At 66.7% G+C, this 15,007-nt stretch carries 13 protein-coding genes; 1 reads left to right on the top strand and 12 read right to left on the bottom strand.

What is annotated here, in order from left to right; genetic code table 11:
• Positions 1-20: 20 nt before the first annotated feature.
• A complete protein-coding gene (locus FHW12_RS01785) occupies positions 21-344 on the top strand; it encodes a hypothetical protein (protein WP_182529274.1) in 324 nt (107 codons plus the stop codon).
• Here the strand turns inward: FHW12_RS01785 and FHW12_RS01780 are convergent.
• The 12 genes from FHW12_RS01780 to FHW12_RS01725 all read right to left on the bottom strand — a co-directional run bounded on the left by FHW12_RS01780 (position 341) and on the right by FHW12_RS01725 (position 15,004).
• Complete coding sequence (locus FHW12_RS01780; protein ID WP_182529273.1) at positions 341-1,231, bottom strand: hypothetical protein; 891 nt, start codon at positions 1,229-1,231, stop codon at positions 341-343. The two genes, FHW12_RS01785 and FHW12_RS01780, sit on opposite strands and share 4 nt — an antisense overlap.
• Positions 1,231-3,930, bottom strand: a complete 2,700-nt coding sequence (locus FHW12_RS01775; protein WP_182529272.1) for a hypothetical protein — start codon at positions 3,928-3,930, stop codon at positions 1,231-1,233. Before FHW12_RS01775 ends, FHW12_RS01780 begins: the two co-directional genes overlap by 1 nt.
• 1 nt (position 3,931) lies before the next feature.
• Positions 3,932-5,746 carry a hypothetical protein gene (locus FHW12_RS01770; protein ID WP_182529271.1) on the bottom strand — a complete coding sequence of 605 codons (1,815 nt, stop codon included), beginning with the start codon at positions 5,744-5,746 and terminating at the stop codon, positions 3,932-3,934.
• Positions 5,746-10,857: a phage tail length tape measure family protein gene (locus tag FHW12_RS01765; RefSeq protein WP_182529270.1), complete on the bottom strand. Its 5,112-nt coding sequence runs from the start codon at positions 10,855-10,857 to the stop codon at positions 5,746-5,748. Before FHW12_RS01765 ends, FHW12_RS01770 begins: the two co-directional genes overlap by 1 nt.
• A gap of 8 nt (positions 10,858-10,865) precedes the next feature.
• Positions 10,866-11,009: a hypothetical protein gene (locus FHW12_RS01760; protein ID WP_182529269.1), complete on the bottom strand. Its 144-nt coding sequence runs from the start codon at positions 11,007-11,009 to the stop codon at positions 10,866-10,868.
• A gap of 203 nt (positions 11,010-11,212) precedes the next feature.
• Positions 11,213-11,560 carry a hypothetical protein gene (locus tag FHW12_RS01755; protein WP_182529268.1) on the bottom strand — a complete coding sequence of 116 codons (348 nt, stop codon included), beginning with the start codon at positions 11,558-11,560 and terminating at the stop codon, positions 11,213-11,215.
• A gap of 138 nt (positions 11,561-11,698) precedes the next feature.
• Positions 11,699-12,955 (bottom strand): hypothetical protein, encoded by a 1,257-nt coding sequence (locus tag FHW12_RS01750; protein ID WP_182529267.1) that lies wholly within the window; start codon positions 12,953-12,955, stop codon positions 11,699-11,701.
• Between the two features lie 43 nt (positions 12,956-12,998).
• Complete coding sequence (locus tag FHW12_RS01745) at positions 12,999-13,226, bottom strand: hypothetical protein (protein ID WP_182529266.1); 228 nt, start codon at positions 13,224-13,226, stop codon at positions 12,999-13,001.
• 14 nt (positions 13,227-13,240) lie between these two features.
• The gene (locus FHW12_RS01740; RefSeq protein ID WP_182529265.1) at positions 13,241-13,681 is read right to left on the bottom strand and encodes a phage tail terminator protein; all 441 of its coding nucleotides are present in this window, start codon (positions 13,679-13,681) and stop codon (positions 13,241-13,243) included.
• The gene (locus FHW12_RS01735) at positions 13,678-14,172 is read right to left on the bottom strand and encodes a phage virion morphogenesis protein (RefSeq protein ID WP_182529264.1); all 495 of its coding nucleotides are present in this window, start codon (positions 14,170-14,172) and stop codon (positions 13,678-13,680) included. The genes FHW12_RS01740 and FHW12_RS01735 overlap by 4 nt, the downstream gene beginning before the upstream one ends.
• Positions 14,169-14,504 (bottom strand): hypothetical protein, encoded by a 336-nt coding sequence (locus FHW12_RS01730; protein WP_182529263.1) that lies wholly within the window; start codon positions 14,502-14,504, stop codon positions 14,169-14,171. Before FHW12_RS01730 ends, FHW12_RS01735 begins: the two co-directional genes overlap by 4 nt.
• A complete protein-coding gene (locus FHW12_RS01725) occupies positions 14,501-15,004 on the bottom strand; it encodes a DnaT-like ssDNA-binding protein (RefSeq protein WP_182529262.1) in 504 nt (167 codons plus the stop codon). The genes FHW12_RS01730 and FHW12_RS01725 overlap by 4 nt, the downstream gene beginning before the upstream one ends.
• Between the last annotated feature and the right edge of the window lie 3 nt (positions 15,005-15,007).

Below are 15,007 nucleotides of genomic sequence, written 5' to 3'. Positions count from 1 at the left end.
CTCGACGAACGGAGCCGCGCATGCGTTACCTCGCCCTCGCCCTGCTACTGGCCGCGCCGATTGCGGCACACGCGACCGACAAGCCGCGGATCGCGGCGGCCAAGAAGGCCGTCGCGGACCTGATGAAAGACCCAAGCTCGGTGCAGTTCCGCAAGATTCGCTTCGGCACTACCGACAAGGTTGTATGCGGCGAGGCGAACTCCAAAAACTCGTTCGGCGCATATACTGGCTTCATGCCATTTTTCGTCGTCGATGATGACGTCACACTCGTCAAAGGCGACGGCACGCCAGGCGACGACATGATCGTTCATATGTACAGCACCTTCTGCCCGACGAAGCCCTAAACCGCCGGCGCCGGTACCGGATACTCGAGCACCACTCCGCCGCCACCGTCGAAGTATGGCCCCGACTTCTGCCCGAGCTGCGGCACCTTCGTCGCGACACCAATGATCGCCGTGCGGTGCATGAGCTGCGCGCTGAATGCGCCGCTGTCGTCGAGGTAGCGCGGCACGTAGACGCACGGCTGCGCGCGATCCATCAGCGCGATCACCTGCTCGTAGTCGAGCGCGCTCGCCGACGTGTTGCCGAAGTAGGCGTTCTGATCGTCGACCGGGAAGCGAAACGAGAACGTGCGCCGCGGCGGCGGCACATAGGCCGAATAGCCCTGCCCGCTGCTGCTCATGTTCGGCTGCGGAGGGTCGCCCCAGGTCAGCGTCCATCCGGCCGCGACCTGCACTTCCGCCGCCTGCGCGATGACGGCCTCGCCGGTCGTGAAGGGCGCGGCCGCCGCGATCGCCGCAACGCCGTTCACGTCGTTCCAGATCTGAATCTCGCAACCCGACACCGCCGACGCGCCTGTATTCACGCGCAGCCAGGCGTTGCGTCCGCCGTGGATGCCGGCAATCGCACGCTGCGACGCCGCTGCCATGCTCGGCGAATACGGGTAGGTGCCCGCCGTATCGGACGGCCGGCGAAAGGCTACGCTGACCTTCGTCCCCGCGGGAAGCGACATGCCCATGAGTCCGACGAGCCCCGGCACAATCGCAGTCGACCAGTCGTAGCGCAGGCGGAAGATCGACGACGTGTTTTGCGTGCCGGTGATCCATGTGAACGAGGTCAGCGTGTCGGGGCGGCCATCGCCGAGCTGCGCGGTGTCCGACACGATCGCAGCGCCGTTCGCCGTGTTCACGCTCCAGGTGCCGCCCTGCGGCCTGCCGTATCCGAGCAACATCAGTACACCCCCTTGATCTGCAGCTTGCCGTCGGCGTCGTAGAGCGCGGTGTCGCCGACGGTTACGGCCTTCTCGTCGAACCCATGATCGGGCAGGTGCAGGATCACCACGTCGCCCGGGTAGAGCTGCTGTGGCGCGACCGCGATGCCGTCGCCGATGGAATCGCCGCCGCCGTCATATAGCGCATCGAAGGTCACGGCCATGCGCTTGACCTGCATTTGGCCGCACACGTTGTCGGTCTCATGCCGAGCGGCGGCGAGGTTGTCGACGCGGATCATGCGGCGGCCGTTGCCGCTGCGCTTCAAGTATTCCTGCGCGGGCGCGAGCGTCGACGAGAACTGATACTGCCCCTCGCCCGTGTAAGCATTGCGAATCGCCGCGGTTACGAGTGTTGTGTCGCTGACGAAATCGCCGTCGGCGAACGGCTCGCAGTTCGGACGGCTCCAGAACTGAGTCGTGAAGCCATCTGCAGCGACAGGATCAATTGCGAGCGTGTCGACATTGACATTCGCATACGTGAAACGCGCAACCGGGGGCGGAGCCAGCGGCGAGTCCGGCATGCGCCACCGTTTGAAGCGGATCACCCCGAACTCGTCCTCGAACATGATGGCGCCGTACTGGTCGACAATGTCCTGCAGCACGTCGCGCACGTTGGGCGTGTCCTCGTAGCGCAAGCTCACGCCGTGCGTGGCCTGCCCCGTCTCGGTGGCGAGTGCATCGAGGTCGGTCGCGCTGTAGATGCCGGGATCCTCGCCCTCGATCTCGACAAGGATGTCGTGCACAGCGTCCTTCGGCAGGATGTCGGCGAGCGGCAGGCTCTGGAACTGCCCGAGCAATTCGATGCTGACTTCGTGCACCTCGATCAGGCCAATACCAGTCGCCGATCCGGCCGTGCTGCCGCTGCTGGCAGTGCCGATGATGTAGAGCGACTTGGAGCCGCCGCCGGTTGGTACGGTGAAGTCGAACGTCTGGAAGTAACCGAATCCGTTCGACCCCTGCCCGTTCGTCGAAATGGCGACGCCGTGCGCGCTGACCGCGTCGAGCGGATCGTTCGACAGGTCGGTGCGCAACATCAGGCCGCCGGTGCGATGAGAGCTGCCGACGAGTGGAGGATCGGACTGCGCCGTGAGAATCCCAATTTTCAGGCGGTAGGATCGGCCAGCGAGCAGCGGCGGCGTCGTGACCTTGATCCAGTCGCCGTACTTCGGCGTGGTCGGGTGCTCCGGGTACCACGGCACGATCGTCTTGAGTCGCAAGACGTTCTTCCCGCCGCCGGCGGCAATGCGCATGATCCATGCGCTCGCGTTGTTCGAGAACGTCCACCCGCTCGGCGGGGTCGAAGTCTGCGTGTTCGCGGTGACGGCCCAGGTCGCGAAGTCGCCAATGCTGGCGAGCACGTCGGACGCTCCGGGAATGTCGTATTGCTCGCCCACGCTCGAGCAGTCGACGCCAATGCGACCTTCCGGCATGACCTCGAACTGGATCCCCTCATGGTCGAGCGCGGGCGTGTACTGAGGCGGAAGCGCATTCGGGTCGAGCGGCGCGCCGCTGTCGCTCGCGAGCGTGATGTTGGTCTGCGGCGCGTCAGCGAGCAGGAACAGGCGGTCGGGCTCGCTGAGCAGCTTGGGTCGGACGTTGCGCTGCGCGCCGCGCCCGAACGGGACGACCGAGCCTGCCGACGCGGCATCGTAGAACGGCGGGATGCGCCGCATCTTCATCGGACGGTCGAGTCGCGCGAGCGTGCCGCGAAGCACGACCTGAATCAGTCCGCGCGCGAGCGATATCGACTCGACCACGCCCGTCAGGATCGTCACAGCGGCCGCGAGCGAGCCGGCGACGCCGCCGGGCGAGCGCACGCGCTGCAGCACGAGCGTCGAGTCGCGCACGTCGGCCGAAAGAAGCGAGTTGAATTCGCCGGTCGAGTTGTCGAGCACGAGCACGGACAGGGACGTCGAGCCATCGCCGTCGCTGTCGCGAAGGTGCCACGGCCGCGGCCCCTTTTTCACGAGCACCTTATCGGCGCCAACCATGAACGGTCCGTACGGCGTGCTCGCAGGCGTATCGGTCGGAAGCGTGTGAAACGCCTCCTGCACCATGGCGATGCGGATTACGTTGAAGCCAGCGGTCTGCTGCGACCATCCGTTACGCCATTGGCGCGCGCGGTCCATGCGCCACTGCCCGAAGTTGAACTTGCCTGACACATCGCCGGGCGCCGAGCTGCCGATGCTGAAACTCGGGTACCACGCCTTTCCGACCGGCAACGACGTTGTCGCGATGACGCTGCCGCTGCGCAGCCATTCGACGTACGCCAGCGACGGCTCGAGGTGCAGATGCAGTCCAACCGGAATGCGTTCGTCGATCGTCGCGCTCAACGCGGCGATCGCGCCTCCGTTGTTGTGGATTTCGCCATTTGCGCACACCAACCCATAGCTGCGCAGGTCGCCGCCGGTGTAGGTCGCGAGGTTCGCGCTGTCGTCGGTCGTGATCCCGAACGAGGTAAGGTCGACGAGCGGATCGCGGGATGTCGACCAGAAGTAGCCCTCGTATGCGAAGTCGCCCGACATGGCAGGCAGCGTGCCGACGATCTTGCGGTTGAAGTCGCAGTCCGCCGACGTGGTGAAACTCAGATCCTCATCGTCGAGCAGCAGGAACTCGCCGACGCGGTTGCGATCGAGGTAGCTGTAGATGCGGGAGGTCACGTCATCCCACCTGCACGCGCCATCGTCCGATGGTTCCGTCTTTCCATAGCAACGCAAATCGCTCCGCCGGGACAACAAAGTTAGCGTCGAGCGCAAATCGATTCGCGGCGGTAGTCTCGGTGCCGGAGTTGTTGACGATAGTCACAGTCGTGTTGCTCTGATTCAAAAGCATCACTTTGCGCGCGTTCGATGCGCCATTGATGAACCCATGGATGTTGGCGGTTCCGCCGCCGGATCCAGTAAGGCGCACGACGTCCGTACCTGCGGCGGCCGATGAAAATGCTGTGTTAGTTAGACTGCTGCCGTTCGTAACTGCAATGCTGATCTCCGTCGAATATTGGACCGCAGCCGCAGTGCAATGGCCGGTGCCGTTGAATGTCAGGTTGTCGTACGTTGCTGCCGACACGCCTGACGTGGCGTGCGAAAACGTGAATGTCCCTGAGAAGAATGCAACGGTTATCTGCGACGATCCGTTGAGCGTGAAGGAGGAGCCTGCGTTTCCGTTGAGGCTTATTGTCGGCGTGCTCCACGATCCATCGCCACGAAGAAATGTCGCGCTGCTTGGCGTGCCAGTTGCGGAGATCGTGCCCATGGTGACGCTCGCCCACGAGCCATCGCCGCGCAGGAAGTTCGTTGAGCCCGCGGTGCCGGAAGCCGAGATCATCGGCATCGTGATCTGCGTCCATGCCAGCACGCCGCCACTCGTTCTGGCGAGCACGCGATTGTTCGTCGTCGCTTGGATCGCGGTCGCTGCCGCGGTCGATCCCGTCGCGTTGCCCATGACGGTGCATGCGGCGAGCTGCGGCGTGAAGTCGATCGTGAACTTCGATCCGTCGAAAGCGCGCGTCACTGAGCCGACGCATAGCCCAGAGAAGTCGTACCGCGGCACGGCGCCTGACGCACCGACGTCGACGCCGTTGAGCTGTGCGAACCCGATATTGCGATTCTCGCGAGCGATCAACAGCCAGGCGACCGTGACGTGCGCGCCGAGCGAGTCGTAGACCTCCACGCCCATCGACCAGTCGGTGTCGTCGCCGGAAAAGCTCGCCGGCGTCGTTCCCGTGATCAACCATCCGAATCCGAGCCTATTCCGCACCAACTGCAGCCCGGTCGGAAACGTGCCTGCTGGCACAACCCGATACGGAGGAACGCCGGCGGACCAGTACGTCGACAGGTCGATTGAAACTGGCGTGTTGACGAATATCTCGACCGGGTCAGAAGGCGGCGTGTCGTCGAGCACGTCGCGGATGTCGAACGCGAGCTGCACGACGCACGTCGCACCCGTTCCAGAATCGGTGCCAGTGATCGTCGCGTAGCTGATGCCGTACGGCGCCGTCGGCGTGCCGGTGACGTCCGAGCCAGCGATGCTGAGGCCAGCCGGCAGCGTGCCCGCGCTGTGCGCCCAGGACATCGTCCCCGTCGCGCCACTGGCGGTCAGCGCGAACTCGTACGCGATGCCGATCTCGCCAATAGGCGGCGTGCCACCCGTGAACACGACCGGCGACGTCGCCTCGATCGAGAACTGCAGGTACGCCACCGTCGACGACGAGTCCTGAACTTCGGCATCGATCGTGTACTTGCCCGTGTCCGGCGCCGTGAACGTCAGCGCGCCCGTGGTCGAGTCGACAGTGATCCACGCCGGCGGGTGATTGACGAGCGCATAGACGTAGCCGCCAGTGCCGCCCGACGCGACGATCGCACAGTTCGTCGCCGCGACGCCTGCGACCGGCTGCGTCGGGAACGACGGTCGCAGGGTGAGCGCGTCCGCGCTCTGCGGGTTCGTCGTGATCGTCGCGATGAGAACGGCGCGGCCCATCAGCGGCGCTCCTTGATGCGCTGTTCGAGCGCACGGCCGCCGGCAGCGCTGCCGAGCTGCCGAACCTCGTCCGTCGTTCCGGCGACGGCCGCGACGACGTCAGGCGATCCCTTGCGCGCTTCCTCGACCAACGCCTGCAGGAGCGCGCGCATCGCCTTGAGTTCGTCCGCGCTGTCCTGCGATGCCTTCGCAGCCTTGGTCGCGAGGGCTGCGCCGTTGGCGGCGGCCGGCGAGCTCCCCTCGTCCACGGTCGGCAATCCGCGACCGCCATGCCCGCGCGGATCTTGCGCGATCGGCAGGTCGTGCCCGCCAGCGTGCGTTCCGGGATTGTCGATCGGCGACCCTGCGTTTACCGGAGTCGTGTCGACGCCGGTGATGCGATCGCCGAGTTCGCGGATGGCGTCCACGATGGATGCCGCGCCATTGCCCTGCGCCTCGATCTGCGCCTTGAGGTTGTCGCCATAGGCCTTGAGCGCTTCCTCGCCCTGCAGCCCGAGGCCCTGCGCGAACTTCGTGAGGTCGATGCCGGCGCCCTTCAACTCGTCGATGAAGGACTTTTTGTCCACGTCAGCGAGCTGCGCATACTGCTGCGCGAGTTCGCGGTAGCGCACCAGGTCGGACTGCGCCTGCAGTTCCTGCTGCTGCTTCAACAGGTCCGTGAGACGCGCCTGCTGCTCGCCCGTCAGGCCCGGCGAGCCGCCGCCACCGCCGCCAGGCGATCGCGCCTGTCCTGCGCCTGGGTAGCGCTGCGCAAACTCGAACTCGCGCGTGAACTGCGAAGTCGTCGCGTACAGCCGGCGCGCGATCTCCAAGAACTGGTCCTGCGTCACCGTGCCGGCGACGAGTCCCTGCCGCGCGACCTCGAGCTTGCGCTGGTCGTTCAGCGGGCTCTTGTCGCCGAGCAATAGATTGATCGCGTCGCGCGCGCGATTGGCCGCGTCCTCGATCGCCGAGCCGAAGCCATGCATCGAGCCCTTCGCCGCGTCGGCGATGCCCTTGAGCCGGTCGACCTCTGCATTGACCTGATCCAGCGAGCCGGCATTGGTCAGGCCCAACTCGAACGCGCTCTCCTGAGCCGCCGAGCGCACGGCCTCGATCGCCTCCCGCATGCGATCGAACGCAGCGGTCGCGATGCGCTGCAACTGGTCCGAGGACGCGCCAGCGCGCTGCAGCGCCTGCGAGAGCGCCACCGCGGAATCATGGATTGACGTCAACTGCCGCTTGAGTTCGCCGCTTTGCGATAGCCCGAGCTGCTTGGAGAACGCATCGAGCTGGCTGTAATACTGGTCGGCCACGTCGGACAGACGCAACAGAGTCGCGATTTGCTCGCGGCCCTGCTCGGTCGTCGCGTCGAGCGACTGCATGAGCGCCAGCATGCCTTCGCGCGTCTGCGGCAGCGTGAGGTTGGCTTGTCCGAACGCCGACACCAGCGCCTGCGAGTTGACGTCCAACTGGTGCGCGTCGGACGAGAACTTCGACACAAAGCTGTTGAGGCCACTGATGAACGCGTCGATGCCGCCCGTCGCCTCGACGAGCCCGTCGGCGATCTGCGCGAACTTCTCCGGGTCCGTCTCGGCAACTGCGATGCCGAGCTGCTTGAACGCCTCCTGCGTCACCTGCACTTCGGTCGCGACGCGCACGAGCGTTTCGCCCAAGCCCTCGCCGACCTTCTGGAACTGATCGATGAACGGCACGACCGCGCCGGCGAGGCCGTCGAAGATCTTCGAGAACACGGCCTCCAGCGCTTTCTGCTGATCCTCGGCAGAGAGCCCTTCGAGGCTGATCTTCGTGGCCTCCACGTTGTACGCCGCGATGGCCGCCTCGACGTCCGCCGGCAGCACGCCCAGCGCCTTGGCGCCCTCGCGCACCGTGTCGACGATGCTGCCGATCACGAGCTGGAACTGGCGTGAGAAGTCGGCGGACACCGCGCCGAACTGATCCTTCGTGCTGTCGCTTCCGAACAGGCCGCCGTCGGTCTTGACCGTCTGGTAGGCGCCGACGACGATGCTGTTCAGCATGTCGGTCAGGCGCCCGCCTGCGATCTGAATGCCCTGATCGATGACCTTCTGCGAGCCGCCCCAGAGGAAGCTGCCGATGGCGCCGCCGATCGGATCGCTGGTGAGCGCGCTGCCGAGCGGGTCAAGGCCAAGCAGGCCGCGCGTGCTGTCCTGCAGACCCGGGAACTCGGCGTTCGCCGCGCCACGCGCGAGCTGGTTGCCGGCCGCGCCGAGTGCGCGCTGCAGCGAGCGCAGCGCATCGAGCATGCCGCGGTTGATGCCCACGAGCTGCTCGGTCGCGTTCGCCGTGATCTCGGTCGCCTTCGCGATCGATTCCGACTTCGCCTTCTCATCCCCGAGCACGGAGCCGGTGCCCTGCAAAGCCTGCCGGTATTCCGCGGAGTGCGCCGGATTACTGCCGCCGCCCGTGAATCCTTTGATGTTGACGCCGAGCTTGGCGATCATCGCGGCCATCGCGATCATGCGCGGGATTGCCGTGTACGGGTCGCCCATGCCCTGGTTTACGATGGCGGCGATGCCCTGCACGACGGTGAGCGCGTCGATCGCGATCTGCAGCGCTTGGAACGAGCGCGAGCCCTCTTCCGTCAACGACTGGATGCCGCGCAACGCCTCCTGCGAGGTCTGCACGACGCCGACAACCATCGACTGCCGCATGTTGCCGAGCGCGCGCTGCAAGGCCTCGACGCGCTTCGGGTCTGTCGCGGTCGTCAGCTCTTCGCCGACCTGCTTGATGGATTCGACCAGTTTTGTAAACGGGTCCACTTCTCCGAACTGCGAAAGCACCTGATTGAGGTTCGCCGCCTGCTCGGCAAGGTCGAACGTAACCCCGGCGGCCTTCGCCTGTTGGGCCGTGAGCTGTTCGAGCGTGACGCCCTGCGCCTTGAAGGCCGCCTCATTCTGCTTGTAATACTCCGTTGCGTGGCGCTGCGCCTCGGCGACCGCGCGCTCGCGATCGGTCATGCGCAGCAACGACTGCTCGTATCGCGCATCGCTCGCTAGTTTGGAGACGATGGCCGCCTGCTCGCGCTTGATCGCATCGGCGTTCGCCTGGTGCGTCTGCGCGGCGCGCTCGCGCGCGGCGTTTGCGTCGGCGTGCGCAGAAGCCTCGGCTTCGAGGCCGAGCTTTGCCTTTTGCATATCCAACACAAGCTGCGCTTCGGTAGATCCGATTGAGCGCAGTTCAGCGTTATAACGATTCGTCTCCTTCGTGAGCGCGTCGAGCGAATTCGATGCGCTGTCGTCGATCGTAGCGAGCTTTTCCTGCAGCTCCGAAATCCGCTGCATAAGGCTGGCGCGAGTAGTAGCCGCCACCGTGTGCTCGCGATACTGCTGATTCAGTTGCTCAATTCGCTTTTGCTCCGCGTCGACGAGACTAAGGCCGTTGATCTCGGTCACGCCCGACGCGCGGATCTTCTCGAACTGCGCGTGCACCTGCGCGACGGCCGCGGCGAGCTTCTCCTGCTTCGATGCGTTGTCGGTCAGCGCCTTCGCCTGGTCGGCATACGCACGCGCACCGGCGTCCTGCACCTTCTGCTGATCGGCCTGCGACTTCGCGAGCGCGTCCGTCGCCGACTTCGTGTCCTCCAGTGCCTTTAGCTGCGCGATCAAGCCCTCCGACCGCGTGTCGAGGCGATCGGTAGCACCGAGCGCGGAGCCGATGGACGCGAGGAAACCGCCCTTCGCGTACTTCGCCCGCAGCTCGTCGATACCCTGCAGTTCGTTCTTGATCCCGGCGATCTGCTCGTCGACGGTCGAGTCGCGGCCGATGGACGCCAGCGAGTCGACGAACCCCGACACCGCGTTCTTCGCCGACGTCCATGCGCGTTCGATGTAGCCCGCGTTCTCGACGATCGTCGCGCGGCGATCCTCCAGCGCGTCGGCTGCCGCCTTCATCGCCGCTGCGGTCGCGCCCTCCTGGTCGCCCTGCTGCTGCAGAGCGTGGATGTGCTCGAACACCGTCGCGGTCAGGAAATGGAACTTCTCGTTCAGCTCAAGCACGCCCTTCGACGGGTCATCGGCGAGCTTCGCGATCTCCTTCACGCCCTCGGCGAGTTCGCCGCCGGTCACGTCAGCGAACGCCTTCGCGGCGCGCGCCGCGTTCTCCAGCGAGTCGCCGGTGATCTTGCCGGTCGCGATGAGTTGCGTCAGCGCGGCGCGCGCTTCGCCTGCGCGGCCGTCGATTGCGCCGATCCGCTGCGCCATCACCTCGACCTGCCCGGCGGTCGTGCCGGCGATGTTCCCGGTCGAGGTCAGCGCGCGATTCAGCGCCGCGCTCTCCTCGGCGCCCTTGAGGTAGGCCGCGCCGAGCAGACCGACCACGACGAGCACGCCGCCGATCGCTGCGCCGACGCCCGTGAACAGCGCCGGCAACGAGTTCGTGCGGTTCGCGAGCACGAGCAGCGACGAGCCGAAGCGATCGAAGTCGCCGCGCGACATTTCGCCGGCGAGCACCCCGAGTTCGCGCACCGCGCCCGCGTTGGCGAGCGAGAACTTGTGAACGCCACCCTCGACGTCAGAAAGCGACTTGCGCGTGCGTTCGAGCTTCGCGAGATAGGTGTCGTAGTCCTCGCCGCCGATCTTGCCGGCCTTGCGCGCGGCACGCAGTCGCGACTCGAGCACGTCCAGCTCGCCGAGCTTCTTCACGACCGGGTCGATGCGCCCGAGCAGGTCGGTCAGGTCGCCCGCCTCGCCCTTCGCCGCGGCGCCGGCGGCCTTCGCGGCGCGCGCCTGGCGTTCCTCGGCAGCGTTCAGCGCGTCCACTTGCGCGCGCATCTGCGCCTGCGTCGTCGCGATGCTGTCGTAGGCGCTCGCCTGCTGCGTCGCGGCCTGCGCAGCCTCTCGCCCGCGCTCTGCAACCGACCGCTGCGACTCGGCCACGCCTCCGAGCGCGGACTTGGCTTCGCCCGATGCGCGCACGACGTCGCGGATGCGGGCCGCCGCCTGTTCCTCGGATTCGCCGAGCTGGTCCGCCTGCCGCGACGCGCTCTCCGCCGCCGCTCCGATGGACTTGATGTCGCTCGATGCCTTGGACGCTGCGGCCGACAGCTCGGAGCCGTCGGCGCGCAGTCGCAGGGTGATGGATTGATCGGCCATGCGGCGTCCTACTTCGTGTTGCGCAGGCGGTCAGCGACGGCGGACGCGTGATGGACCTTGTCGAGCAGGTCGGTGTCGAACGGCACGCCGACAGCGCGGCATACCGCCTCGATCTCCGTTGCCTCGATTCCTGAGGTGAGTACCGCGGTCATCGTCGATACCATCACGGGCCGGCACCTTCGCCATACCTCGAATGCGTTCCAGTTCGGCTCGAGCACACTAATCGTGTCGCCGTCCCGGTCGTCGTCGGCATCCGCCTCCCACCCCTTCAACACGCCAGCCGGTGCGCCAAACTGCCGGAGCTGGTCTGCAACGTCCTCGCGGTCTGGCCCGCGTCGTATCCCGAGAAAGCGGGTTACGGCGCCTTCGAGGTTTTTCCCACGATGTCCTTCGCGCACGCCTTGTTGAACGCGTGCAGCGCGGCCAGCGACGTGATCGTGTTTTCCTTCACGAGCTGCAGCTGTTCGGCCGGCGAATACTTCTCGTCGCCTTCGATCGGGCCGACACCGTCGACGGAGACGAGCACGCGGTCGAGCTGCTGCTGCACCGTCAGCTTCTCGTCGGCCATCGCGCGAACCTCATCGTTCGAGATCAGCTTGTACTCGGCCGTGAAGCTGCCGGTGCGGAACACGTCCGGCTTCTCGGTCGGAAGCTGCACGTGCACGGTCTGCTTGAAGGTCATGTCGCGCTTGAGCGTGAGCATTGGGGTACCCCTGTCCTCGGTTGACGGCGATCTGCCATGCGTAGTATGGCAGAAAATACCGTGCGAGGTATGCCAAAGAAAAGCCCCGGCGACGACCTGCCGGGGCTTGAGGAAGGGAGCCCGTTCGGCTCCAGAGGATCAGCGGACGATCAGCGCGTACTCGTCCCCACCGCTTCCGCTCGGGACGGCGGTGAAATTGATCTCGTAGCCCGCGAACCCGTCGACGTCGGCCGGCTTCGGGTACTCGAGCTGCGCGCGGATCGGGATCTCCACGTTCAGGCCCGACGCCTTCGTCACGCGCGAGATCAGCGTCACGACCTGCTGCTGGTCGGCCAGCGCGAACGGGTCCCACGTTGCGAGCGCGGAATCCTTGAGCACGCGCAGGGTGCCGGTCGGCTTACGGTCCGACACAGCCACTTCGCGACTCTCGCTGCATTCCTGCAGGCCGATGGTCGCGTTCTGGTTCAGCGTCAGCGCCTTGGCGCACACGTTCACGCCGCCGCAGATGACCTCCCAGGTCTCGGTCTGGATCGCCGCCGGCGTCTGGAACGCCGAGAAATCGATGCCGCCGGGTGCCTCGCCGTCGGTCGGCGCGGTGAGCAGGCCCGTGAGCTTCACCTTGCCCTTCGAGTAGTTGTTGATCGACTGGTCGAAGTCGATGTAGCCGCGGACGCCCGTCATCTTGTAGAGCACGCCGGCCTGGTAGAAGTACACCGTGGCCGAGGCGAAGCTCGTCGAGATCGGGCGGTAGATTGCGCCCACGGTCGTGTTCACGGACGGCGGCGGCTGCGTGCCCGGCGAGATCGCGCCGGTGTCGGTGTACGACGTCACCGCGCCGAGCGTGGTCAGGTACGTTTCCGCGCCACTCGAGGTCGAGCGGTAGAGCTTGTAGCCGGTCGCACCGACCACCGCCGACCACGACAGCCCGACGGTCGAGGTCGCGCCAGTCGTCGCCTGCGACGCCTCCGCGCTCGCGATGGTTTCGCCGATCGCGTTGATGGCGGTCAGCTTGTAGTAGTACGTCGCCGCGGCGAGCGTGCCGCCGGTCGTGTTCGTCGTCGGCGTGAGCGTGCCCGGCGCCGACAGCTCTGCTGCCACCAGCGTTTCACTGTGGCAGCACGCGCGGTAGAGCGCGCCGAGCGGCGCGGCCGTGCCAGCCGTGGCGTTGCCGATCAGGTCGCACTCGGCCTCGAGCTCGATGCGCTTGTTGATGAGTACGAACGGATCGCCGCCGAAGAACGGGCGGTCGGTCTGACGTTCGAGCTTGTCGGCGAGCGGATTGATCGTGCTGTTCATCAGCAGGATCGCCTGCGCTGCGCCCGGACTCGCATCGGTTCCGTACGTCGATTCGATCTTGAGGAGCGCAACGCGGTCCTTGGTGGAGCGCAGTGCCATGGTGTGTGCCCTCTTGCGTGTGGTTCGTTACGTGCGCCCCAGGTCACTCGACCCGGGTGCGTGCCTTGCGCTGCGTCGGCGCTGCCTCGGCCTCCGGCGCCGCATCCGCGATCGCCTCGGGTTCTTTCGCCACGGCGGGCTGCATCGATTCCGGCCGGCAGCGACACGGACGCTCGCCGGTCGTCGGCTCGCGCTGCGTGAAGGTGCCGTCGGGGTTGGCGATGTAGCTGCCACCGTCGCGCGGGTGTTCGGTGAAAATCTTCGGCTCCATGGCGCTGTTCCTCGTCAGGGTCGTTCGGTGTAGAGCACGTCGGCCGTGAAGAACACGTCGACCGTGCACACGGATTCGTTGGCAGGGCCGTCCTGCGACGTCCCGAGCACGAACTGCGTCCATGCTTCGCCGGGCTGGTACTTGCGCATCGCGGCCGTCACCTGGTCGTGCAGCGCGTTCATGCGCGCCTCGGCGTCGATCTCGCCGTCGAGGTAGCGCGGCACCACGAGCCGCATCGCGATTTCGACCTTCATCCGCTGGAAGTAGCAGCCCGCGCCGCCGCCGCCGTCATCGCGCGGCGTGTGCCGCTGACCGATTACCCACACGACAGCGGCCGGGGCGCCCTGCACGGCCTGGATGTAGTCGCGGTCGTACGCGGTGCCCACGCGAGCAGCGAGCGGCACGAGCGGACGGATGTGATCGGCGATCGTCTTGAGCGGGATGCGCTGGTTCATGCCAGAGCCTCCGCGATCGCTTCGTCGAACGGCGCGAACAGGTCGTTCGCCCATGCGTCGGGCAGCTCGACCTCGTCGCCGCGCAGCGGGAACATCGGCCGGGCCGGGATCGGCGCGCGCCCGCGGCCCCACGCCTTGTTGTCGGGATTTCCGCGCTGGTGCACCTCGGGGAACGTGCCCTCGCCACCGATCGCGACGAACGCTTCGTTGCCCTCGACGCCGCTGCGAATGGTCGAGAACATCTTGCCGGTGTCGATCAGCAGGGACACGCGCGTGTTGCCGCGGCGCGCGCGCAGGCCCGTCGTGACCGGCGAATGCGGCGCCCACGGGCTGCCCCACGGGTCGGCTTCGTCGCGGAAGGTCTGCCGGACGCGCTGTTCCAGCACGTCGCGCGCGAGCTCGAGCGGCCGCTGAGGATTCTCGGCGAGCTGACGCAGCGCGTCGTACTGGCGCTGCGCGGCAGCCGAATCGATGTCGATGCGCACGCTCATCCGAGCCTCGCGTAGCACTCGAACGCGATGAGCGTGTCGGCCGGCTTGATCGGGTTGACGGGATCGACGATCACGCGCGAGGCGCCGTCGGCCAGGTCGAGGATGCGGTCGCCCGGCTTCGGGGCGAGCGATGCTTCCACGAGCAGCTTGTGGTCACCGATCGAGATACCGGAGTTGCCGAGGTCGTGCTTCACGACGGACACGAGCACCGCCTTGCCCTCGCGCGCGGTGACGGCGCCGGCCATGTTCGTGCTCGTGACGCGCACGCCCTTGCCGTACTTCGTCAGCATGCGCAGGGCCGTCGCGGCGGCGCGGTCGTAGAAGGCCGTCACGACGCACGCTCGATGCGCAGGCTACTGCGCGCGCCGCCGGCGGTGAACGGCGCGAGCAGCGCATCGGCCACCGCGTAGCGCGTCTGGCCGCCAAGGCCGCTGCTGCTGTACGTCACGCTGATCGGGCCGACCGTCTCGCTCACGACATCGCCGCCGGACTGGTCGGCGAACAGCGCGCCCGAGAGCGCGCGCAACGCCAGCTCGCAGGTCGCGGCGACAAGTTCGCGGATCGGCCATGCGTCGACGATGTCGCGCGGCCACTGCAGCGCCTGCTGCTCTGCCGGCGCGGGCACGGCGATCTCGGACAGGCGATTGCCGCGGAAGCGGTAGAACGAGTCGATGTACTGCGCGGCGCGGCGAAGGGCGCCTTCCTTTGCGGGCGTGGGCGCAGCGGCCCACGCGGCGTTGCTCATCGCCAGGTGGTACGCGTCGGCGTCCGCCACCGAGACGTACGTCTCGGCGTTCGGGAGCCCGGTACCATCTTCGACGATGAGTGTCATGGG

This window comes from Dokdonella fugitiva, from assembly GCF_014138265.1.
Taxonomy (GTDB): Bacteria; Pseudomonadota; Gammaproteobacteria; order Xanthomonadales; family Rhodanobacteraceae; genus Dokdonella_A; species Dokdonella_A fugitiva_A.
This window is presented reverse-complemented; position numbering and strand designations above follow the sequence as displayed.

Bases quoted from the DNA above. Each gene is read 5' to 3' on its own strand.
- FHW12_RS01785 (WP_182529274.1), top strand. From the start codon at position 21: ATGCGTTACCTCGCCCTCGCCCTGCTACTGGCCGCGCCGATTGCGGCA.
- FHW12_RS01780 (WP_182529273.1), bottom strand. From the start codon at position 1,231: ATGTTGCTCGGATACGGCAGGCCGCAGGGCGGCACCTGGAGCGTGAAC.
- FHW12_RS01770 (WP_182529271.1), bottom strand. From the start codon at position 5,746: ATGGGCCGCGCCGTTCTCATCGCGACGATCACGACGAACCCGCAGAGC.
- FHW12_RS01765 (WP_182529270.1), bottom strand. From the start codon at position 10,857: ATGGCCGATCAATCCATCACCCTGCGACTGCGCGCCGACGGCTCCGAG.
- FHW12_RS01760 (WP_182529269.1), bottom strand. From the start codon at position 11,009: ATGACCGCGGTACTCACCTCAGGAATCGAGGCAACGGAGATCGAGGCG.
- FHW12_RS01755 (WP_182529268.1), bottom strand. From the start codon at position 11,560: ATGCTCACGCTCAAGCGCGACATGACCTTCAAGCAGACCGTGCACGTG.
- FHW12_RS01750 (WP_182529267.1), bottom strand. From the start codon at position 12,955: ATGGCACTGCGCTCCACCAAGGACCGCGTTGCGCTCCTCAAGATCGAA.
- FHW12_RS01745 (WP_182529266.1), bottom strand. From the start codon at position 13,226: ATGGAGCCGAAGATTTTCACCGAACACCCGCGCGACGGTGGCAGCTAC.
- FHW12_RS01740 (WP_182529265.1), bottom strand. From the start codon at position 13,681: ATGAACCAGCGCATCCCGCTCAAGACGATCGCCGATCACATCCGTCCG.
- FHW12_RS01735 (WP_182529264.1), bottom strand. From the start codon at position 14,172: ATGAGCGTGCGCATCGACATCGATTCGGCTGCCGCGCAGCGCCAGTAC.
- FHW12_RS01725 (WP_182529262.1), bottom strand. From the start codon at position 15,004: ATGACACTCATCGTCGAAGATGGTACCGGGCTCCCGAACGCCGAGACG.